Raw genomic sequence first — 17,330 nt, 5'->3', positions numbered from 1 at the left:
GGGGGGGAAGTTGAAGGGAGCGGACAACAAGCAAAAGGCTATGGACTTGCTAAGATTATTGAGAAGCATTTAAACGCAGGGGATTTTAAAGCCTTTGGGGAGGGCGAAGCTGGACTTCTAAATGCTATGAGTGAGATTATAGGTAAAGGTAAATTAATTAGAGATGGTGACAGAGCAACATTGCAGTATATTAAAGATGATAAAATTTTCAAGATAGGTTTAAAGGGAAATTGGAAAGGTGAGCCGACACACAATAAATGGGTAATTACAACATATAAAGATGAAAGAGAAATGGCTAAGACCATCGACTCTAGCGATTTTACAAAAGGCGAGACTCTGCCTTTAAACTCAAAGGATATTATACCATAAAACATAAAAGATTCTATAACTATGCAAAGTAACGCACATTTAGGAAGTGGAATCTTAAGTGGAGTGATGAGCGGTAAAAGTATAGAAAGACTAGCTAAGAATCCTAAAGCAAAGGCTGTAATGGAGAGAATATGTTTAAAAAAAGATATAATTCCAAAAATACAACAAGGCAAAAAAGTGGATACGCAAGAAGTTATAAAAATACTAGAAAATAGCCCACAAAAAGGGCGTGATATGGTAGTGATAGGTAGGGAAAATTTCACGCCTGAAATTGTGGAATATATTTATAAAAATGATAAAAAAGTAGCTATTGATAAGGTAGATTCTAAACAGGCTAAACGCTTAGGATTTAAGCACCCAAATGATGTTAGAGCAACTATTGATTATCAAGCTATTAACCACACGCTTAAAAGGCATGGAATAGATTCTATTTTAGTGAAACAAAGCGGACAAAAAGCAGTAGATTATAATGATATAGCAAATTATCGAAACATTACAAGAAACGCAAACGAGAGCCTTAATAGTATAAATAATAGCGGTAATCCAGTGCTTGTAAGTTATAAACAAGTTAATGGGCACTTTGTTGTTGTGGAGCAAGTTAAGAAAAAGAATAATGAGTTAGGTTTTAAAACAATGTTTAAAGGTAATGGGGATTATAAGGCTTCTCAAAGCTATAAAGAGACATCGGCCAAGGCTCAAACGCTATCCATTGGTTACGAGCCAAGTGCTAATTCTTTTGCCAAACCCGACAACTAGATTATACCACAAAAAAAGGATTTAACATGTTAGACACAAAAAATCTCACTCTAAAGAAATTCCAAGAGAATTTTGATTTTCAGAATCTTAGTTTTTTATAGAAGCTAAGATGAAAGATAGCTAAATTATAAAGACGCATTAGATAGTTTTGTAAAGTATATGCCAAAATATGTTTTAATAGAGCTACGCTTTTACAGATGACCAAAAAGCCCTAGCTTATAGTGATTTTATGGCTAAAACATTTTTAGGTGTATTTCAAAGTGCAGTCCAAACAGCATTAACCATAGACCAAAATGAAGTAGCTACAAGAGACGCACAAAATCAAAGTGCATTAGGCATATTGGGTAAGAAAAAAAGAAGTAGCAATGCTATCAAATCAAGTGAAAGAAAGCTTTTTTAAGATACAAGCAAGTAAAATGCAAACAGCTCAACTTCAAGCCCAAGCCAAATATTAACATCAAAGAGAGGATAAGATAAAAGCAGAAGTATTACATAAAAGTGCCAATGATAACGCATAGATAAATAAGGCTAATTGCCAAAAAACATCAATCAGTAATAGCTATCAAAATGTCCTATCAAATGCAAATAAACCAGACTTACTCAAAAGCTATGATATGCAGCAAACCACCGTGAATGCACTCAAAGCAATAGGTGAAGCTCCAATCAGTGATTATACAGATAAGTGGAAAAAGGTGCAAATACCTGACTACAATACAGACTTTGATACGACTATACTAGAGATATATGCTACTAAAAGCGTGATAGCCATTGATGAAGTGATAGGATTTCATATTGTTACCTCTATTGAGTTAGTAGAAGTTGAATGGGATTTTGGTGATGGCAAGGTTAGCAATCAAATGTTAAGAGTAGCCAAAGGATAATATACTCAAATCTTATAAATGCGCCCTAAGCCCTGCCTCCGCCCAAAGCGGTATAGAATCTAATTTTATTTATTTTTCACATATATCACGCCAGTAATTACCATCATAGCTACCTTGATGATTTCATTATTTAATCTCGCAAGATGCACACTCGTAAAAGCTTTGTTGCTAGAGCATTTTCCACTAGTAGGCTTTCTATTTTGTGCATTTGCTTGCGAGATAAGCTCTTTTCTTTATAATAAACCTTTACAGCACCATTTGTCTTGTCGTTTGTATATTGGATTTCTGCAGATATATCTCCGCTTAAATAATATTTTTTTGCATACCTTCTTTTTTCGCTTGTAAATGGAGTCTCAAATTGTAGATTTCCGCTTTCACAATAACTTTTTTGCCATACTATGTGCTATCTCATTTTTAACATGAGTGGTTCGAATTCTAAATTCCCATTGTCATAGTTTTTTCACAACACACACAGCTTAAGTGAAAAAAGAAGCGACACTGTGCACAAAATCATTGATAAAGTCACATTTTACCCATAGTTTTTTCTAAATCCCATAATCTATTCTTTAATCTAAAATATAGGATTATACAAAAAAAATAAGAGTTAGAATCTCGCCCAGCTATATTTTTAACTTTCTTTTAATTCTTGTGATACAACCCATTTGGTAAGTATGCGTGAAATCTTGCTTGCATTATGTGGTATAGATTGCTATTTCACAAAATTGCAATTTAGCGTATAATCTATAAAAAGTATAAGATATGCTAACAACATATAGCAGACTATGAAACTTGTTTTGTAAAATTGATATTTTATAATATTTTTCTTATGTAAGAAAATCATGATTATGGGGATAACTAAACATGCTGCTAAAAGAATTACACTTATATCACCAAAGCACCATATTTTTATAGAGAAATGCTTAACGCCAAATATAAATTTTAAAACCACACTGACTATAAATGCAAATGGATATGAGAATATAATAGCAGATATAACCATTAACCAAAAACAAATAAAACAATCTAGGATAAATTTACCCCAGTGAAATTTGTCTTTCATCACAACCTTTCATTTTTGCAAGTATTACCCCTTTATTTTATCCACAATGAAACATATCATTTTCTTAAACAAAATGATATATAGCCAAATAAATGGCAATAAGAATAAGAGAAGCGATAAATCCATTTTAAGCAACAATACGCTAACAAGAAATAACAAAGGAAAAATATAATACAACCAATATTTTTTAAAAAACAATATAAAATCATTCATATTTTGATTGTGATGAATGCACCACACTTCAAAATCAATTGGAATCTTAAAAATACATAGAAAATAACAATAAGGCGTAATAGCTAAGAGAAAAGTCATAAAAAGACTTCCAAAAAAGCTAGGTTGATACGCCATTGATAAGGATAAAATAAACACCAATACACAAAAGCCAAGCCACCCCGCATATAAGATTCTAAAAAATGTTCCCACAGCTAAAACCTCAAACAAATAGCAAGCATTAAAGAATGACATTATATTCTAGATTATTTATTTTATATTCCACAAGTATCAAGGGTAATATACAGAAAACAGATAGAATCTTTTCGCAATAATCATTCCATTCACAATATTGCATATATAATTCAAATTCTTTGTTTTGAAAGAGAGTGGCAGAAAAGCCTGATTCTGTATTGGTTGATGAATGAGTAAATCACATCTTTCAAAGAATCTTTTTTAGCATATTAGATTTTATGTATTTTAGATCCCCCTACTTAATCAACTCTCACAACGCGAATACCATAAATAACTATATCTTAAAATATTGCATGTGTTGTTTTAAGCCATCAGAGATTTGCTCTAGCTTATGAATGGTTTCATTTGTATTTTGCAGAGATTGTCCTGTGCTGACTGATAGATTAGAGATATTTTGCATATCTTTAGCGATACTCTCCATTGTTGCCTCTTGTTGTCCTGATGAGTGTGCTACCTCTTGGGCTTTTGTGAGAGAATCTTGGGCTTGTTCTTGTATCTGACTAAGCAGTGAAACAGAATTTGAGATAAGCTCTTGTCCCTTTTCAATCTGTGGCACAATGACTTCAATAGATTCTACTGAAGTTTCAATGCCTTGCTGGATTGACTGGATAATCTTTGCAATCTCATTTGTGCTACCTGCCGTGCGTTCGGCAAGCCGCCTTACCTCATCTGCTACGACTGCAAAGCCCCTGCCATGCTCTCCTGCTCTTGCTGCTTCAATAGCCGCATTAAGTGCTAGCAAATTAGTCTGGTCTGCTATCTCTGCGATAAGATTAGCGCTATTGCTAATCTCAAGTGATTGCTGTTGTAAGCCTCGCATATTATTTGCTGAATCATTAATCAGCATAGTCATCTTGCCTATCTCTTCTGCGGTTGTATTCACCACTTTTACGCCCTCTAGCGATAACTCCACATTCTTTAACGCGTTTTGTTCGGATAGCTTTGCTGCGTTAGAAATCTCTGAAATCGCTTCATTCATCTCATTAATCTTTGTAGCAATCACTGAAGAGCTTTGCGTTTGAATGGTAGAAGCTTGTTGTGCTTCATTAGAAGTTTTGGCGACTTTATGCGTTGCTTCATTAATTTGATTTGAAGATTCTATAACCGCTTGTATAATCTCTTTTAATCTTGTCTGCATAGCTGAAATAGACGCAAGCATACTGCCCTCACCTTTAAAGGTTACACATTCTTGCAAATTACCATTTGCTATGCGAGATACTGCACGAGATGCAGAGTATGGCTCACCACCAAGTGAGTTTAACAAGCTACGCACAATATATAAAGCGATCAGTACGCCAAAAAGAATACTTGCCCCAACTAGCACAAATAATATTGCCTTAAAGGAATCTACTGCATCTCTTAACTCTTTTGTAAGATTCTGATTCTTTGACTCTTCTAAATTAATAAACTCATTAATCTGTGCTAACCATGTAACAAAATGCGGTGCAATCGCTTGTAACTCTTTTTCTGCCAACTCATTTTGCCCACGCTTTTTCATAGCGATAATATTATCAATCATCGGCATGGTTTTCATACGCGTTTGACGGATAGAAGCATAAATGCGACTCTCTTCACTATCAAACATATTTTTTGCTAAAAAGTCTTGCTCCATGCCATTTGCAGCTTTCATATAAAAATCTTGCAATGCGTTTATTTCTTTCTCAAGGTATGAAAGTGCCGCACTATTGCTACTACTTGTTAATACAACATCTCTAATGGCAATAGACCTATCATGCACACTACCGCGAAAATCTATGGCATGTCTTTGCTTTAGGGCATTAACATCATTGATTTGACGCAAACTTTTAATAATATAATCCACATTAATAAGACTAATCACTGCAATAATACATGTAAAAAGAAGTAGCACACCAAAGCCTATGCCAAGCATGACACTCACACTCATTTTTTTCTTTTCAGTCGTTTCCACGATTACCTTCCTAAACTTTTAAAACATTGTTGCATTCCGCAAACTTTATAATATATCACAAAAACTTAACCGCAATATTCTAGCATTTATAAATAAATTTTATGGCGTATAGACTAGATTCTATAAAGTTTTGGGGCTTTGAATGTAAGAATATATCGTTGTCTTGTGTTTTTCATATCTATTTATTCTAGATTCTATATCATTAAAGCTTTACTTGTTATAATAACGCTTTTAGAAACTTTAATAAATTGTCATATTGAGCGTAAGTAAATACTAGCATAGAATCTAAAAGAGATATTTCGTGCTTACGCACTCGCACGAGCAAAGCTCTTGCCCACACTTGCAAATATGACAAGAGTTTAGAATCTAATTTTGGGTCTTATTTACACATAGAATTTGCGCATAAGGTTTCCTATCTCACATCATTTATTTGTATATGAGATAAGATTCTTGCTTCATTTATTTTTACAGCTATAAGCAGAATACTACTAAAATGTATGATAATCTACTTATTTTAGTTTCAAGGCCACACATAACATAAATTTGTTTCAGTTTTTTTTGATATAGAACTATTCCTAGTTTCTTAAGTTTTTATAGTTTCACTTGCATATCAATCAATTATAAAGTGTGGTTGCAATAATAAATCATAGTATAGCAATATTGCATATTTCATTTTTTTTTGCTTTAATTTTGTATTGCAAAATTCGCAAAAAGGCATAGAGTGGTTATATTAGGTAGCACTGGTAGCATAGGTATAAACGCACAAAAAGTTGCAAAGCAGTTTAACATAGAGATTGAAGCTCTTGCGTGCGGTAGTAATATCGCATTGTTTAACGAGCAGATTAGAGAGTGTAAGCCTAAGTTTGTCGCTATCGCAGATGAAAAAAATCTTAATATGTTACAACCACAAGATAGCATAGTGTTTGTCGGCGAAGAGGGCATTTGCAAAATGCTTGAAGCATGTAAATCACAAAAGATTCTAAATGCGGTGGTAGGCTATGCTGGTCTTAGCTTTAGTCTCAAGGCTATTGCATTACAAAAAGAACTTATCCTTGCCAATAAGGAATCCTTAGTGGTTGCAGGACATTTGATAAAGCAAAATATCATGCAAAACTTAGAATCTACTAAAGATTCTAAGCATACAGAATCTAGCACAAGAAATTACATGCTAGAGCATATTTTCCCCATTGATAGCGAACATTTTAGCTTATGGTCTTTACTAGCAATTTTAGATTCTAAAAATAAATCAAAGATTACGCATTACAAAGCTTTTAAGAATCTCTATATTACCGCTTCTGGTGGGGCTTTAAGAGATTTTTCACTAGAAAAGATTCCATACGCTACACTAAGCGATGTATTGAAACATCCAACATGGAGTATGGGGCAAAAAATCACAATAGATTCAGCCACACTTGTAAATAAGCTTTATGAGATTTTAGAGGCTTATTGGCTTTTTAATACAAAAAGCATTCATGCCTTTATTGAGAGAAGCTCCCTTGTGCATGCTTTTATAGAATCTAGTGATAATTCATTAAATGCTAGTGTAAGTCATGCGGATATGTGTCTGCCCCTTGCTTATGGTATGGATAGATTCAAGGCTCAAAGTAGCTTTTGTATCACTCCGCTTAGCATAAATGACTTTGTAAAAATAAAGTTTCAGCAAATACAGACAGATCGCTATCCATTATGGGCGTATAAAGAGCTTTTACTAGAAAAGCCACATTTAGGCATAGCCCTAAATGCTAGTAATGAATTAGTCCAGCAATATTTCCTGCAAGAAAAACTTCCCTTTTATGCACTAGCAGAAGTAAGTATGCAGGTATTAGAGAAAGTGAAAGATACAAAGATTCCAAACACTTTAGAATCTATCCTTGCTTTTAGACAAGAGGCAAGGGCTTTAGCGGATTTTTTTATAAAAAACTTGAAACAAAGATAAAAGTTATTAAAGATATGCTAAACTCTCAATATTATTTTATTTTGAGAGGTGTTTCATGGAACAGATAAAGATTTTAAAGCAACTTCAGGCAGATTCATTAGTTTTCTTTACAAAAACTCACAATTACCACTGGAATGTAAAAGGCAAAGATTTTCCACAAGTCCATGCGGCAACAGAAGAGATTTATAATCAATTCGCAGAAATCTTTGATGCTCTAGCAGAGAGAATCATACAGCTTGGCGACACTCCGTATGTAACGCTAAAAGAAGTGCTTGACAAAGCAAAGATCAAAGAAGAAAGCAAAACTAGCTTTAAGTCAAAAGATGTATTAGAATCCGTTTTAGAAGATTACAAATATTTCCTAAAAAACTTTAAAAAACTTTCAGAAGTGGCAGCAAAAGAGAATGACACTACAACACAAGGACTTGCAGATTCACAAGTAGCACATTTAGAAAAAGCAATTTGGATGCTTAACGCACAACTTGCATAGGTAGGCTTGTGTGCCTTACTCCATTAACAAGCAAGATTCCACAATGCAGCAAGGTATCATAGAAGACACTTTGGAGATAAGCGATCTTGATATGCGTATATCAAATGATGAAAAGGAAGAGCTTGTAACCTTTGATGAAAAAAGGGAGGGTATAGGGAGATTTAATCTTCTTATAGCGTGTTTCATTCTGTCTGTCATTATGGCTATTTTTATCCCAAAGATTTTTATTTCTAATAATATTTATTACACAAGTCGAGAAATTGCAAGGTTAAATGCTGAAAAAGAGCTATTATATGAAGAAAGAATGCGATTAAAAAGAGAAATAGAGATTATAAACAACAAGCATTTAATGCTAGAGTTAGGGACCAAATAATCAAATGGTGTGGGAGAGATTCATATAATGCAGGATATATTTGTGTTTGGCGGCGGTGCTTGGGGACTTGCCCTAGCTCATGCGTTTAGTCAAAAAAATCGTGTTTTTGTATTATCAAGGCGAAAGCTAAATCTCACACAATATGGCAGTGATATTACACAAGATTCTAATACTACCCCCTATCAACTTAGCTATGATGACTTTATAACACACTATAAAAATTCTAAGAACCCACTTTGTGTGATCGCCATTGCAAGTGCTTTTTTACGAGAGTTTATGCAGAAGGCAAGTTTTTTAGAATCTGTGCGTAATGATATGCAAATCCTTGTAGCAAGTAAGGGGATAGAGCAAGGTAGTGGGGCTTTTGTCAATGAGATTTTAGAGCAGTATTTTAAGGCAGATTCTATGTGCTATCTTGCTGGACCTAGCTTTGCTAAAGAAGTGATGAAAGGGCTTCCTTGTGCGTTAGTGATACACTCAAGCAATGAAGATTTAAGCAAAAGATACGCACAATGCTTCCCTGATTTCATTAAAACCTATGTGCAAAATGATGTTATAGGCGCTGAAATCGCTGGAGCATATAAAAATGTTATTGCCATTGCTGGTGGGATTTGCGATGGACTAGGGCTTGGGAATAATGCTAAGGCATCATTACTTTCTCGTGGGCTTGTTGAGATGGCGCGTTTTGGTGCATTTTTTGGTGCAAAACAAGAAACTTTTTTGGGATTATCTGGTAGCGGGGATTTATTTCTTACCTCAAATTCTACAATGTCAAGAAACTATCGCGTGGGCTTTGGACTTGCTAATAATAAATCGCTAGAAGAGATTCTAAATGAATTAGGCGAAGTAGCAGAAGGCGTATATAGTGCAAAATCAATCGTGCAAATCAGCAAAAAGCATAATCTCTACACGCCCATAGCCTTTGAAGTCCAAGCCATTTTAGAAGGCGGTGCCGTACAAGTTGGATTAAAAAATTTACTTGCGAATAAACCACGATAATACTGCTATATATCGCAGTTAGCATTCGTTAAGATAGTATCAATTACACAAGACTCTTTATCGCATTTTCTACATTTTTTATAACCCAATTTGGTGTGCTAGCCCCAGCACTTATTCCACATATTTTTTTACCTACAAACCATTCTTGTTTAATGTCGTTTTCATCTTCGACTAGATAGCTATCCTTGCAATGATTTTGTGCGATATAGAAAAGCTGCTTTGTATTCGATGAGGTTTTGCCGCCGACAATAATCATAATATCAGCCTTTTGACTAAGCGTCCTTGTTGCCTCTTGATTCTCAAAAGTCGCATTGCATATTGTGTTAAACACTCGCACTTCCATTGCGTTGCTGATAAGATACTGCACAATTTGTAGGAATTGCTCTATTTGCTTTGTGGTTTGTGATACGACTGCTACTTTTTTTGGAATCTTTTTTATTTGCTGCAAGGATTCTAAATCACTCACAACGATGGGTGTTTTCACACTATAACTCATCACGCTACGCACTTCAGGGTGATTAGAATCTCCAAAAATCACAATATTATACCCATCATTACTCATCTTTTCTACAATCTGCTGTGGCTTTGTAACAAAGGGACAAGTCGCATCAGTGATACTAACGCCCTTTGTTTGCAAGATTTCTAGATTCTGTTTTGTGATGCCATGTGTGCGGATAATCACGCTTTTACTATCGCCTAGCTTTGTAATATCTTCTTGCACTTTTACGCCAAAGTTTTTCTCTAAACGGCTGATTTCAAGCGGATTGTGTATAAGCGGTCCTAGTGTGAGTGTGTTTGGGTTGTTTTGTGCGATTTTTTCTGTGATTTTTATCGCCCTTTTCACACCAAAACAAAATCCATATTTATCTGCAAGTATGACTTCCATGATATTCCTTATTGTAATTTTTTAGCCTTATATAATGTGTATTGTGAAAAATTATAACAAAGTTGTTTTAAGATTGCATGGCTTTAAAATAGGACAAATAAGATTCTACAACCTTGCAATATAAAACCTTGCCCTACTCTCTAATGAATAAAAAGTATTTGGTATCTCTTCTTCTATAACCGCATATAACAGCTTTGTTAAAAGTATGCCGATTTGTTTGCCTTGTAGTGAAATCCCCATAGATTTTGCAATATTTTGCAATGCGTTACCATTAATGCTTAGTTGAGAGAGTTTATAGCATTCCTTATTTATGATAATCTCGTTTAAATCTTTTGTTATAGCATATAGTTGTTCTTTGTTATATGGTGGCGTTTCTTGTAATATAGAATCTTTTGGACTAGATTCACCCAATGCTTCATGTGTTTTTTGTAAGACTACATATAATAGTATGAGTTGTGATATTATCTCTATATCATGCTGTGAGAGTAGATATTTGAGTGCTATTTTGCTATTTTGTGCTGTGAAAATCTCTGTATTACAAAGTAATTGCAAAAGTGTTTGACTTCTTTGTATCGTTTTGTTATCAAAATGCAATTGTTTGCAAATAGCTTGATAATCGCACAAATATTTTTGCAATTTTTCCCTATTTTTGTATATATCCTTTGCATAAGGCAGGGGGCAGAATAATAGAGCAAGTCGCAGGACAATATTTTTTGGGGCGATTCTTAGCGTTTCAAAATTATGATTTGACTGCATTGCGTTTAGAATCTTTAAAGGCGGTAAGATAAAGAAAAATACACTTTTGTATATAGATAAGATTCTATGTGCGTATTGTCCGCATAAAAGCTTTGTAAATTCTATCTGTATGCGTTCATTTGCAATAAGCAATAGTTTTTGAGTAAGTAGAAATACCGCTTCTTTTGTCTGGCTACTAAGCTGAAAGGAAAACGGCAGAATAGAAGCAAAGCGAATGGCTCTCATAATACGCAGAGAATCTTCTAAAAATCTTTCTTGTGCGTTGCCTACACATGCGATTTTTCTCTCTTGTAGATGTTTAATTCCATTATGGTAGTCAAAGAGTTGCATATTTATACTTGAATGAGTTGCAGAATTTTTGGAATCTAGATTCTTATCCATTTGGGCGGGTGCAGGGTTTAGGGTGCAATTTTTGGAATCTAGAATCTTGCCATTTGAAAAATCTTTTTTAGAATTTGGGTTATTAGATGTTTCGCTTTGCTTAATATGACAATTACTAGAATCTAGATTCCAAACATTGCGCCCTAAACCCCGCAGCCCACCCTGATTTGGTATAGAATCTAGATTCTTACTATTTTGCACTCTAAGCCCTGCATCCGCCCATAGTATAACATGCTCTTCTGTCTTAATATCTTTATGTAGCATTCTACACGCAAGGGCATTTATGCTAAAATCCCTACGAGATAAATCCTCTTGCAGAGTTTTTGCAAATTGTATGCATTCAGGTCGTCTCCCATCTTTATACTCACCCTCAAAGCGATAAGTCGTAATCTCGACAAGATTCCCTCTCTTTTTATCCCTAATCCCCAAAGTGCCATATTTTAAACCAATAGGGATAACTTCAAAATCTTTATCATATAAATCAAAAATTTGCCGTGTTTGCATAGGCTCTGCATTGCTTGTAATATCCCAATCTTTTGGCGACAAACCAAGCAAACTATCACGCACACAACCACCTACAATATAGGCTTCAAAACCATGAGATTCTAGAATCTTTAAGATATCAATCACATAGTTTGGTATCTGCATAGATAGGATATAGCTTTGCATGTTTTGACTAATATTAGCGAAGTTGCAAGAAATCACGCATGAGTTTAAAGCCCATTTCATGACTTCTTTCTGGGTGTGGCTGTATGCCTAAGATATTCTCTTTGCCGATAATGCTAGGAAATGAGATTCCATAATCACAAGCAGCGATAATAAAACGAGTATCACAGCACACATGATAGCTATGCACAAAATACAAATAAAAGGAATCTTTCATAGAAGCACATAAATTGTGTGGTTTTTTGATAAAGTTTTTATTCCAACCTATATGAGGTATTTTTAAATGCGTATTCTGTGCTTTGTTATTGTTTGTTGCATAAAGGGCTTGAGTGTTTGTGTAAATAGATTCTAGATTCTCTAAATTTGCACCCTTGTCTATGTAATTGTTAGAATTTGTGGTTTTGTTTGCGTGGTTTGTTGGTATAGAATCTAACCCTTTAGATTCTATACCATTAAATCCCATATTCGTTTTTATATGCCACTCTATTGAGTCTTTTGAGCCAAAAGGTGCGACAAAGCCCTCCACTAAGCCAAGCCCTTTATATTCGCCAAACTCATAGCTTTTCTCAAAAAGCAATTGCATGCCAAGACAGATTCCAAGCATATAACGACCGCTTTTTGCGTATTCACACAAAGATTTATCTAAATCCCTTGCACTCAAATGCTCCATCGCACTGCCAAATGCCCCTACACCGGGCAATACAATCTTATCACATGCTTGTATGTCCTTATGTGTGCTAACACGCTTAATAGATTCCGTCCTAGCTACATACTCCAAGCAACGCATGACATTTGCGATATTGCCAACGCCATAATCAACAACTCCAATTTGCAAGACTATAAATCCTCTTCTATAATATAGGGTGTGCCTTCAGCCTTGCCTTTACCCATGAGAGAGCGGACGACTTCTTGCACCTTTGTGCGTGTTGCATCTTTTGCAGTTGGAGCTTTATAATTTGTATCATAAGCTTTTTTTAGCAAAGTGATTTTTTCAGAATCTGTCTTTGCAGTCTTTAATTTTTCGTAGAGTTCAGCTACTTTATTTGCCGACTCTACTCCCATCCAGCCAACAGGTATCATTTTCACATCGCCTTGTTTCAATCTCTCATCTAAATGCTTCAACTCTTCTTGGCAATGCGGACAAAGTGGATCAGAGATAATGTAGAATACCTTTTTGCTAGTCTTACCTTTAAGGCTTACAATGTATTCTTGCGGTAGTTTTGCTATCTCTTTTTTCACTGCTGCTTGCGTTTTGAAAGTCATATTATAGTTTGTTATCGATTGAAACTCTTGGACTACTAGCTCCCTATCCTTATCATTGTTTGTAAAAAATGCTTGTGTAATAGGCAGAAAAATGCTCTCTTGTTTATTTGTAACCGCAAGCACCTTATACCCGCTTGAGCTATCCTTTAGCGTTAAAAGCTTAAGATTACTATCTTGACTTAGGGCTTGCTCTTTCAGTATCGTTGTAGCTTGTCCTGTTTGCTTTTGTATCATATCAGTGATTTTACTTGCATTTGCTAGATTTACACTCAAACTCAAAGCTATAAAAGCTGCAATTTTCTTTTTCATACTTCATACTCCAAAATAAAATAAGCCAGTATTCTAGCATGTAAATCATAATAGAGTAAAAAGCCCACCAAAATAACACTAAAAACCTAGCTCAATATTTATAAAACTAATTTTAGATTCTAGCTTTCATAAAAACATTTGCTTTTATGCTAGAATACCACATAAACAGAATCTAATTCAGTAAGGAAAACAATGCTTTCACGCGATATTGTAACCTATTCAAAAGTGCGTTATGAAGTGCGCGCATACATGGTTTATCTTTTTACACAAAACATTAAAAACTTTATGCCAAATCCAAGCTTTGAAAGCGTATTAGAAGGGCTTACACGCATTAAAGATGAGATAAAAGTCTTTGATTCTATGTATATTTTAGATAAAAACGGCACACAGCTAAGCGATGTTTTGCAGCCAAATGGTGCATTGCCAAATGAAAATAAAAACTTTTCTAATCGTGCGTATTTCTATGAAGCTATAGAGGAGAGACGATGTATCATCACAAACCCTTATCCATCAAGGATTGATGGCGATCTTGTCGTAACCGCTGCTTATCCCGTGTATAATGAAGCCCATGAGTTGCTTTTTGTTGTCTGCATTGACATTCATTTGCGTGATGCCATAAAGATTAGCTCCCCTAGCCTATTTTTTGGAATCTTTTCTAACTTTAGCATTGCCATGTACTTTTTATGTTCCGTTTCACTTGCCTTTGTTTCAATCATTTTGATTGTAAAGGGTATCGTGAAGCTATGGTCAGAAGACTTATTACAATTTAGCGATTTTAAAGTAGAAGATATTTTTGAATCTACCATACTCCTAACCCTAGCCCTTGCTATATTTGACCTAGTAAAAGCCATTTTTGAAGAGGAAGTATTAGGAAAAAATACCGGGCAGAAAACCTACACAGTCCATAGGACAATGATACGATTTCTAGGCTCTATTATCGTAGCTTTAGCGATTGAAGCCTTAATGCTTGTATTTAAATTTAGCATTGATTCACCAGAAAAGCTCATATATGCAGTATGGCTTATCTTAGGTGTAGCAATACTTCTCATCGCATTAGCTATATATGTAAAGCTCTCTTTTGCTGCTCAACAAAATAAAGATTGATAGATTTAATACAAGGATAGATATGTTTCCATTTAGCGATACCGAGCTTTTAGCCCCCGTGCGACAAAGTATAAATAGTGTGCGTCCTATACTGCTAAAAGATGGCGGTGATATTGAGATTGTAGAAATCAAAAATGCGTGTGTCTTTGTGCGTTTTCATGGTGCATGTAGTGGTTGTCCTAGTAAAAATGCGACTTTACATAATGCGATATTAGCTACTCTGCAAAGAGATATCCACCCAGATATTAAAGTGAGTGAAGTTTGAGATGAAGTCATGTATTTTTTCACTTTGGATAGAATGCAGGGTTTGAAAACTTATCATTACACCCCTTGCGGTAAGTCATGGTAATCTATAACCTTGTCATATTACTTTTTTTTTTGTCATGTTGAGCGAAGCAAAACATCTAACATAGAATCTAAACGAATCTCTTACTATGTTACCCTTTAACATTATTATATTAAGCGAAAACAAAACATCTTTAATCATCATATTAAGCAAAGCGAAATATCCCCTTAATCCCCTTATGCAATGGCAGGTAATAGCTTTGTAAGCTCTATAAATGTGCAAAATGGACTTTTCTATGCTACAAATAACATTGATAGCTTTGTAGGTGTGCTAGAAGCAGGACTAGGAGCTAAACTAGGACAAAATACAGCTATTAACCTATCTTATGGTGGTGAGTTTGGTGCGCAAGTAAAAACTCATAACATTAATGTAAGAGTTGGTTGGCAGTTTTAATCTCTTATAGCATTTAATATAAGGGTTTGATTGGCAATGTTAATCTCTTATAGCATTGATATAAGAGATTATTTTATGTCATGTGCTAGACTTGCAAAGAAGCTCGTGGCAATCTCTCTCACTTTATGTGGGCTAGGGGCTTTATAGGGTGTAATTTTAGAATCTATATCTTAACTGATTTTAGATAGGCATAATAGATTCTAAAACCTTAACCTTATGTGTTCTTTGATACTTTTACAGGTTTTAAATCTTTTGTCATTTTGACTTTATTTGTTATTTTGGCTTTCTTTGCCATTTTAACTTTATTTGTTATTTTAACTTGCCTTGTCATTTTGAGCGTAGCGAAAAATCTAGCATAGACTAAGCTAAGTAATCTTTGTTTAAGATTCTAATCTAAGGTTTATAAGATTCTAAGGTTTAGATATTTAGATATTTCATTCTTACGCATTCGCACGAGCGAAGCTCTTGCCCACACTTGCAAATATGACAAGGTTGGGTTTATACACATAGATATGGCAAGGGTTTGGATTGCTTCACTTTGTTTGCAATGACAAAAAGCATATTAATAACATGTTAAACTTTAAATCTTGTCATTGCAAGTTTTACAGAGAATATCATTACAGAAAAGCTCATGGCAATCTATATTTTCATTATGTTAAGCTTTGTTATTATTGCATAACAATAAAGCTTAACATAATTACAAGTCTTTTTAAAAGACTGAAAGAGAGGTTTAAGGATATTTTATATTTGGGTGGGTGCAGGGCTTAAGGGTGCAAATAGAATCTCATGCAGTGGATTCTAAAAGGTGTTTTGACATAGTCTTAACATGACAAAGTTTAAGAGATAATCTCATAGCTTTTGGCACTATGAGTTGTAGTTACTATGCTGTGTTTTGCATAGCCAATAGATACTATTTTTTTAACTTGTTTTTTCATTTTTAACCTTACCATGTTGAGATACATGTAAAAAAACTCACTCATGATTCTAAATCTTTAGAATCAACAACCTAAAACTTGAAAATTAAACTTTGGAATGTAGGCCATTTGGCTTACTATTAAGCTTATTTTAGCTTTTCTATAGCTTGTCATGTTAAGGTAGGCAAAACACTTTTTTTACTTTTTTAGTTTTTACCTTTTTTATGACATTATAAGATTTCTTTGTATTTATATAAATTTCATAATAATAGTTTATCGTTTAGAACATTAATCATTTAATTTTAAATCAATAATCTAATTATAAGCTAAGGATTCTAAAAGTCTCTCTTTTGCTGACGGATATGCTTTAAATAAAGCCTCTAGTTGATCATAATTGCGTTTTTGTGTGCAGTTAATCTCCCAGAGATTTGGCGTCTCGGTAATGGCTACACTAGATTCTTTGGGGTGGTCTAGACTACCTTTGATAAGCACTTTTTCTACACCATTTAGCACACTCATAACAAAAAACCATAAGTCATCGCTATAAGGACAAAGTTGGCGGATATTCTCAATGTTAAAAAACTCGTTAGGGAAGCTTTTTGGTGGATAGAGAATGCCAGAGACGCCAACACCAGCAAGGGCTAAGTGCGGGCAGTCCTCTTTGATGATTGGCTGGTATTTTGAGAATGGCACATTAAGCATATCTGCTATCAAATCATCATATACCATATTTGCGTGAATGCAATTTGGATACTTCTTATAAGAAGTGAGCAAAAGAGAAATGAGACTAGGATCATACATCTGATCATCATCAATGGTGATAATTAAATGTTGCGGATAGAGGTCTATCGTATAGAATAGCTTTTTATATGCACGCAGATTCTCTTGCACAAAATGAATGGTGATTAGGTCTAGCTTGGCAAAGATTCTAAGAATGTAGGGGAGATTGTGAGTTGGAAACTCTTCTTCACTTAAGAATACTGCGACTTTAAAATGTTTATAGTTTTGTTGAAAGATTGAAAATAATGTGTGGTGAAGGTAACTAATCCTTGC

17 protein-coding genes are annotated in these 17,330 nt (G+C 34.5%); 11 read left to right on the top strand and 6 right to left on the bottom strand.

Translation table 11 applies throughout. The features are described 5' to 3' along the window. The 4 genes from C6H17_RS12040 to C6H17_RS01095 all read left to right on the top strand — a co-directional run. A partial coding sequence (locus C6H17_RS12040) for a DUF3519 domain-containing protein (RefSeq protein WP_158654998.1) occupies positions 1-369 on the top strand: 369 nt, incomplete at its 5' end. 21 nt (positions 370-390) lie between these two features. Then, positions 391-1,125 carry a hypothetical protein gene (locus tag C6H17_RS01105; protein WP_051355078.1) on the top strand — a complete coding sequence of 245 codons (735 nt, stop codon included), beginning with the start codon at positions 391-393 and terminating at the stop codon, positions 1,123-1,125. 229 nt (positions 1,126-1,354) lie between these two features. Continuing rightward, positions 1,355-1,525: a hypothetical protein gene (locus C6H17_RS12710; protein ID WP_223808312.1), complete on the top strand. Its 171-nt coding sequence runs from the start codon at positions 1,355-1,357 to the stop codon at positions 1,523-1,525. Between the two features lie 214 nt (positions 1,526-1,739). Then, on the top strand, positions 1,740-2,006 hold the full coding sequence (locus C6H17_RS01095; protein ID WP_005216639.1) for a hypothetical protein: 267 nt from the start codon (positions 1,740-1,742) through the stop codon (positions 2,004-2,006). 1,799 nt (positions 2,007-3,805) lie between these two features. Here the strand turns inward: C6H17_RS01095 and C6H17_RS01080 are convergent. Next, complete coding sequence (locus C6H17_RS01080) at positions 3,806-5,461, bottom strand: methyl-accepting chemotaxis protein (RefSeq protein WP_020995432.1); 1,656 nt, start codon at positions 5,459-5,461, stop codon at positions 3,806-3,808. 721 nt (positions 5,462-6,182) lie between these two features. On the opposite strand from C6H17_RS01080, the gene dxr reads away from it, so the two are divergent. From dxr to C6H17_RS01060, 4 genes are read left to right on the top strand one after another with little or no spacing between them, the layout of a single operon-like run. Then, positions 6,183-7,397 carry a 1-deoxy-D-xylulose-5-phosphate reductoisomerase gene (gene dxr, locus C6H17_RS01075; RefSeq protein WP_005216645.1) on the top strand — a complete coding sequence of 405 codons (1,215 nt, stop codon included), beginning with the start codon at positions 6,183-6,185 and terminating at the stop codon, positions 7,395-7,397. Between the two features lie 55 nt (positions 7,398-7,452). Beyond that, positions 7,453-7,887, top strand: a complete 435-nt coding sequence (locus C6H17_RS01070; RefSeq protein WP_005216647.1) for a Dps family protein — start codon at positions 7,453-7,455, stop codon at positions 7,885-7,887. Between the two features lie 10 nt (positions 7,888-7,897). Further along, positions 7,898-8,260 (top strand): hypothetical protein, encoded by a 363-nt coding sequence (locus C6H17_RS01065; protein WP_005216649.1) that lies wholly within the window; start codon positions 7,898-7,900, stop codon positions 8,258-8,260. A 27-nt stretch (positions 8,261-8,287) separates the two neighbouring features. Then, a complete protein-coding gene (locus C6H17_RS01060) occupies positions 8,288-9,259 on the top strand; it encodes an NAD(P)H-dependent glycerol-3-phosphate dehydrogenase (protein ID WP_005216651.1) in 972 nt (323 codons plus the stop codon). Between the two features lie 43 nt (positions 9,260-9,302). Here C6H17_RS01060 and C6H17_RS01055 read toward each other — a convergent pair whose 3' ends face one another. From C6H17_RS01055 to C6H17_RS01040, 4 genes are all read right to left on the bottom strand, one after another. Beyond that, positions 9,303-10,145: a 4-hydroxy-3-methylbut-2-enyl diphosphate reductase gene (locus C6H17_RS01055; RefSeq protein WP_005216652.1), complete on the bottom strand. Its 843-nt coding sequence runs from the start codon at positions 10,143-10,145 to the stop codon at positions 9,303-9,305. Positions 10,146-10,250: 105 nt separating this feature from the next. Beyond that, entirely contained in the window at positions 10,251-12,011 is a 1,761-nt protein-coding gene (locus C6H17_RS01050; protein WP_223808313.1) for a CCA tRNA nucleotidyltransferase, read from the bottom strand. After that, entirely contained in the window at positions 11,965-12,783 is an 819-nt protein-coding gene (locus C6H17_RS01045) for a glutamine amidotransferase-related protein (protein ID WP_020995433.1), read from the bottom strand. The genes C6H17_RS01050 and C6H17_RS01045 overlap by 47 nt, the downstream gene beginning before the upstream one ends. 2 nt (positions 12,784-12,785) lie before the next feature. After that, the gene (locus C6H17_RS01040) at positions 12,786-13,520 is read right to left on the bottom strand and encodes a hypothetical protein (protein WP_005216666.1); all 735 of its coding nucleotides are present in this window, start codon (positions 13,518-13,520) and stop codon (positions 12,786-12,788) included. Between the two features lie 192 nt (positions 13,521-13,712). On the opposite strand from C6H17_RS01040, the gene C6H17_RS01035 reads away from it, so the two are divergent. From C6H17_RS01035 to C6H17_RS01025, 3 genes are all read left to right on the top strand, one after another. Next, positions 13,713-14,624: a PDC sensor domain-containing protein gene (locus C6H17_RS01035; RefSeq protein ID WP_005216667.1), complete on the top strand. Its 912-nt coding sequence runs from the start codon at positions 13,713-13,715 to the stop codon at positions 14,622-14,624. A gap of 22 nt (positions 14,625-14,646) precedes the next feature. Further along, entirely contained in the window at positions 14,647-14,889 is a 243-nt protein-coding gene (locus tag C6H17_RS01030) for a NifU family protein (RefSeq protein WP_004086334.1), read from the top strand. Between the two features lie 264 nt (positions 14,890-15,153). After that, positions 15,154-15,363, top strand: a complete 210-nt coding sequence (locus C6H17_RS01025; protein ID WP_005220139.1) for an autotransporter outer membrane beta-barrel domain-containing protein — start codon at positions 15,154-15,156, stop codon at positions 15,361-15,363. A 1,229-nt stretch (positions 15,364-16,592) separates the two neighbouring features. Here C6H17_RS01025 and C6H17_RS12705 read toward each other — a convergent pair. After that, the gene (locus C6H17_RS12705) at positions 16,593-17,168 is read right to left on the bottom strand and encodes a hypothetical protein (protein WP_233714079.1); all 576 of its coding nucleotides are present in this window, start codon (positions 17,166-17,168) and stop codon (positions 16,593-16,595) included. Between the last annotated feature and the right edge of the window lie 162 nt (positions 17,169-17,330).

Source organism: Helicobacter rappini, assembly GCF_900198625.1.
GTDB lineage: Bacteria > Campylobacterota > Campylobacteria > Campylobacterales > Helicobacteraceae > Helicobacter_A > Helicobacter_A rappini.
This window is presented reverse-complemented; position numbering and strand designations above follow the sequence as displayed.

Excerpts from the sequence above, each read along its gene's own strand:
- C6H17_RS12710 (WP_223808312.1), top strand. The coding sequence starts at position 1,355 with ATGGCTAAAACATTTTTAGGTGTATTTCAAAGTGCAGTCCAAACAGCA.
- C6H17_RS01050 (WP_223808313.1), bottom strand. The coding sequence starts at position 12,011 with ATGAAATGGGCTTTAAACTCATGCGTGATTTCTTGCAACTTCGCTAAT.
- C6H17_RS01095 (WP_005216639.1), top strand. The coding sequence starts at position 1,740 with ATGCAGCAAACCACCGTGAATGCACTCAAAGCAATAGGTGAAGCTCCA.
- C6H17_RS01055 (WP_005216652.1), bottom strand. The coding sequence starts at position 10,145 with ATGGAAGTCATACTTGCAGATAAATATGGATTTTGTTTTGGTGTGAAA.
- C6H17_RS01040 (WP_005216666.1), bottom strand. The coding sequence starts at position 13,520 with ATGAAAAAGAAAATTGCAGCTTTTATAGCTTTGAGTTTGAGTGTAAAT.
- C6H17_RS01060 (WP_005216651.1), top strand. The coding sequence starts at position 8,288 with ATGCAGGATATATTTGTGTTTGGCGGCGGTGCTTGGGGACTTGCCCTA.
- C6H17_RS01030 (WP_004086334.1), top strand. The coding sequence starts at position 14,647 with ATGTTTCCATTTAGCGATACCGAGCTTTTAGCCCCCGTGCGACAAAGT.
- C6H17_RS01070 (WP_005216647.1), top strand. The coding sequence starts at position 7,453 with ATGGAACAGATAAAGATTTTAAAGCAACTTCAGGCAGATTCATTAGTT.
- C6H17_RS01025 (WP_005220139.1), top strand. The coding sequence starts at position 15,154 with ATGGCAGGTAATAGCTTTGTAAGCTCTATAAATGTGCAAAATGGACTT.
- C6H17_RS01105 (WP_051355078.1), top strand. The coding sequence starts at position 391 with ATGCAAAGTAACGCACATTTAGGAAGTGGAATCTTAAGTGGAGTGATG.
- C6H17_RS01035 (WP_005216667.1), top strand. The coding sequence starts at position 13,713 with ATGCTTTCACGCGATATTGTAACCTATTCAAAAGTGCGTTATGAAGTG.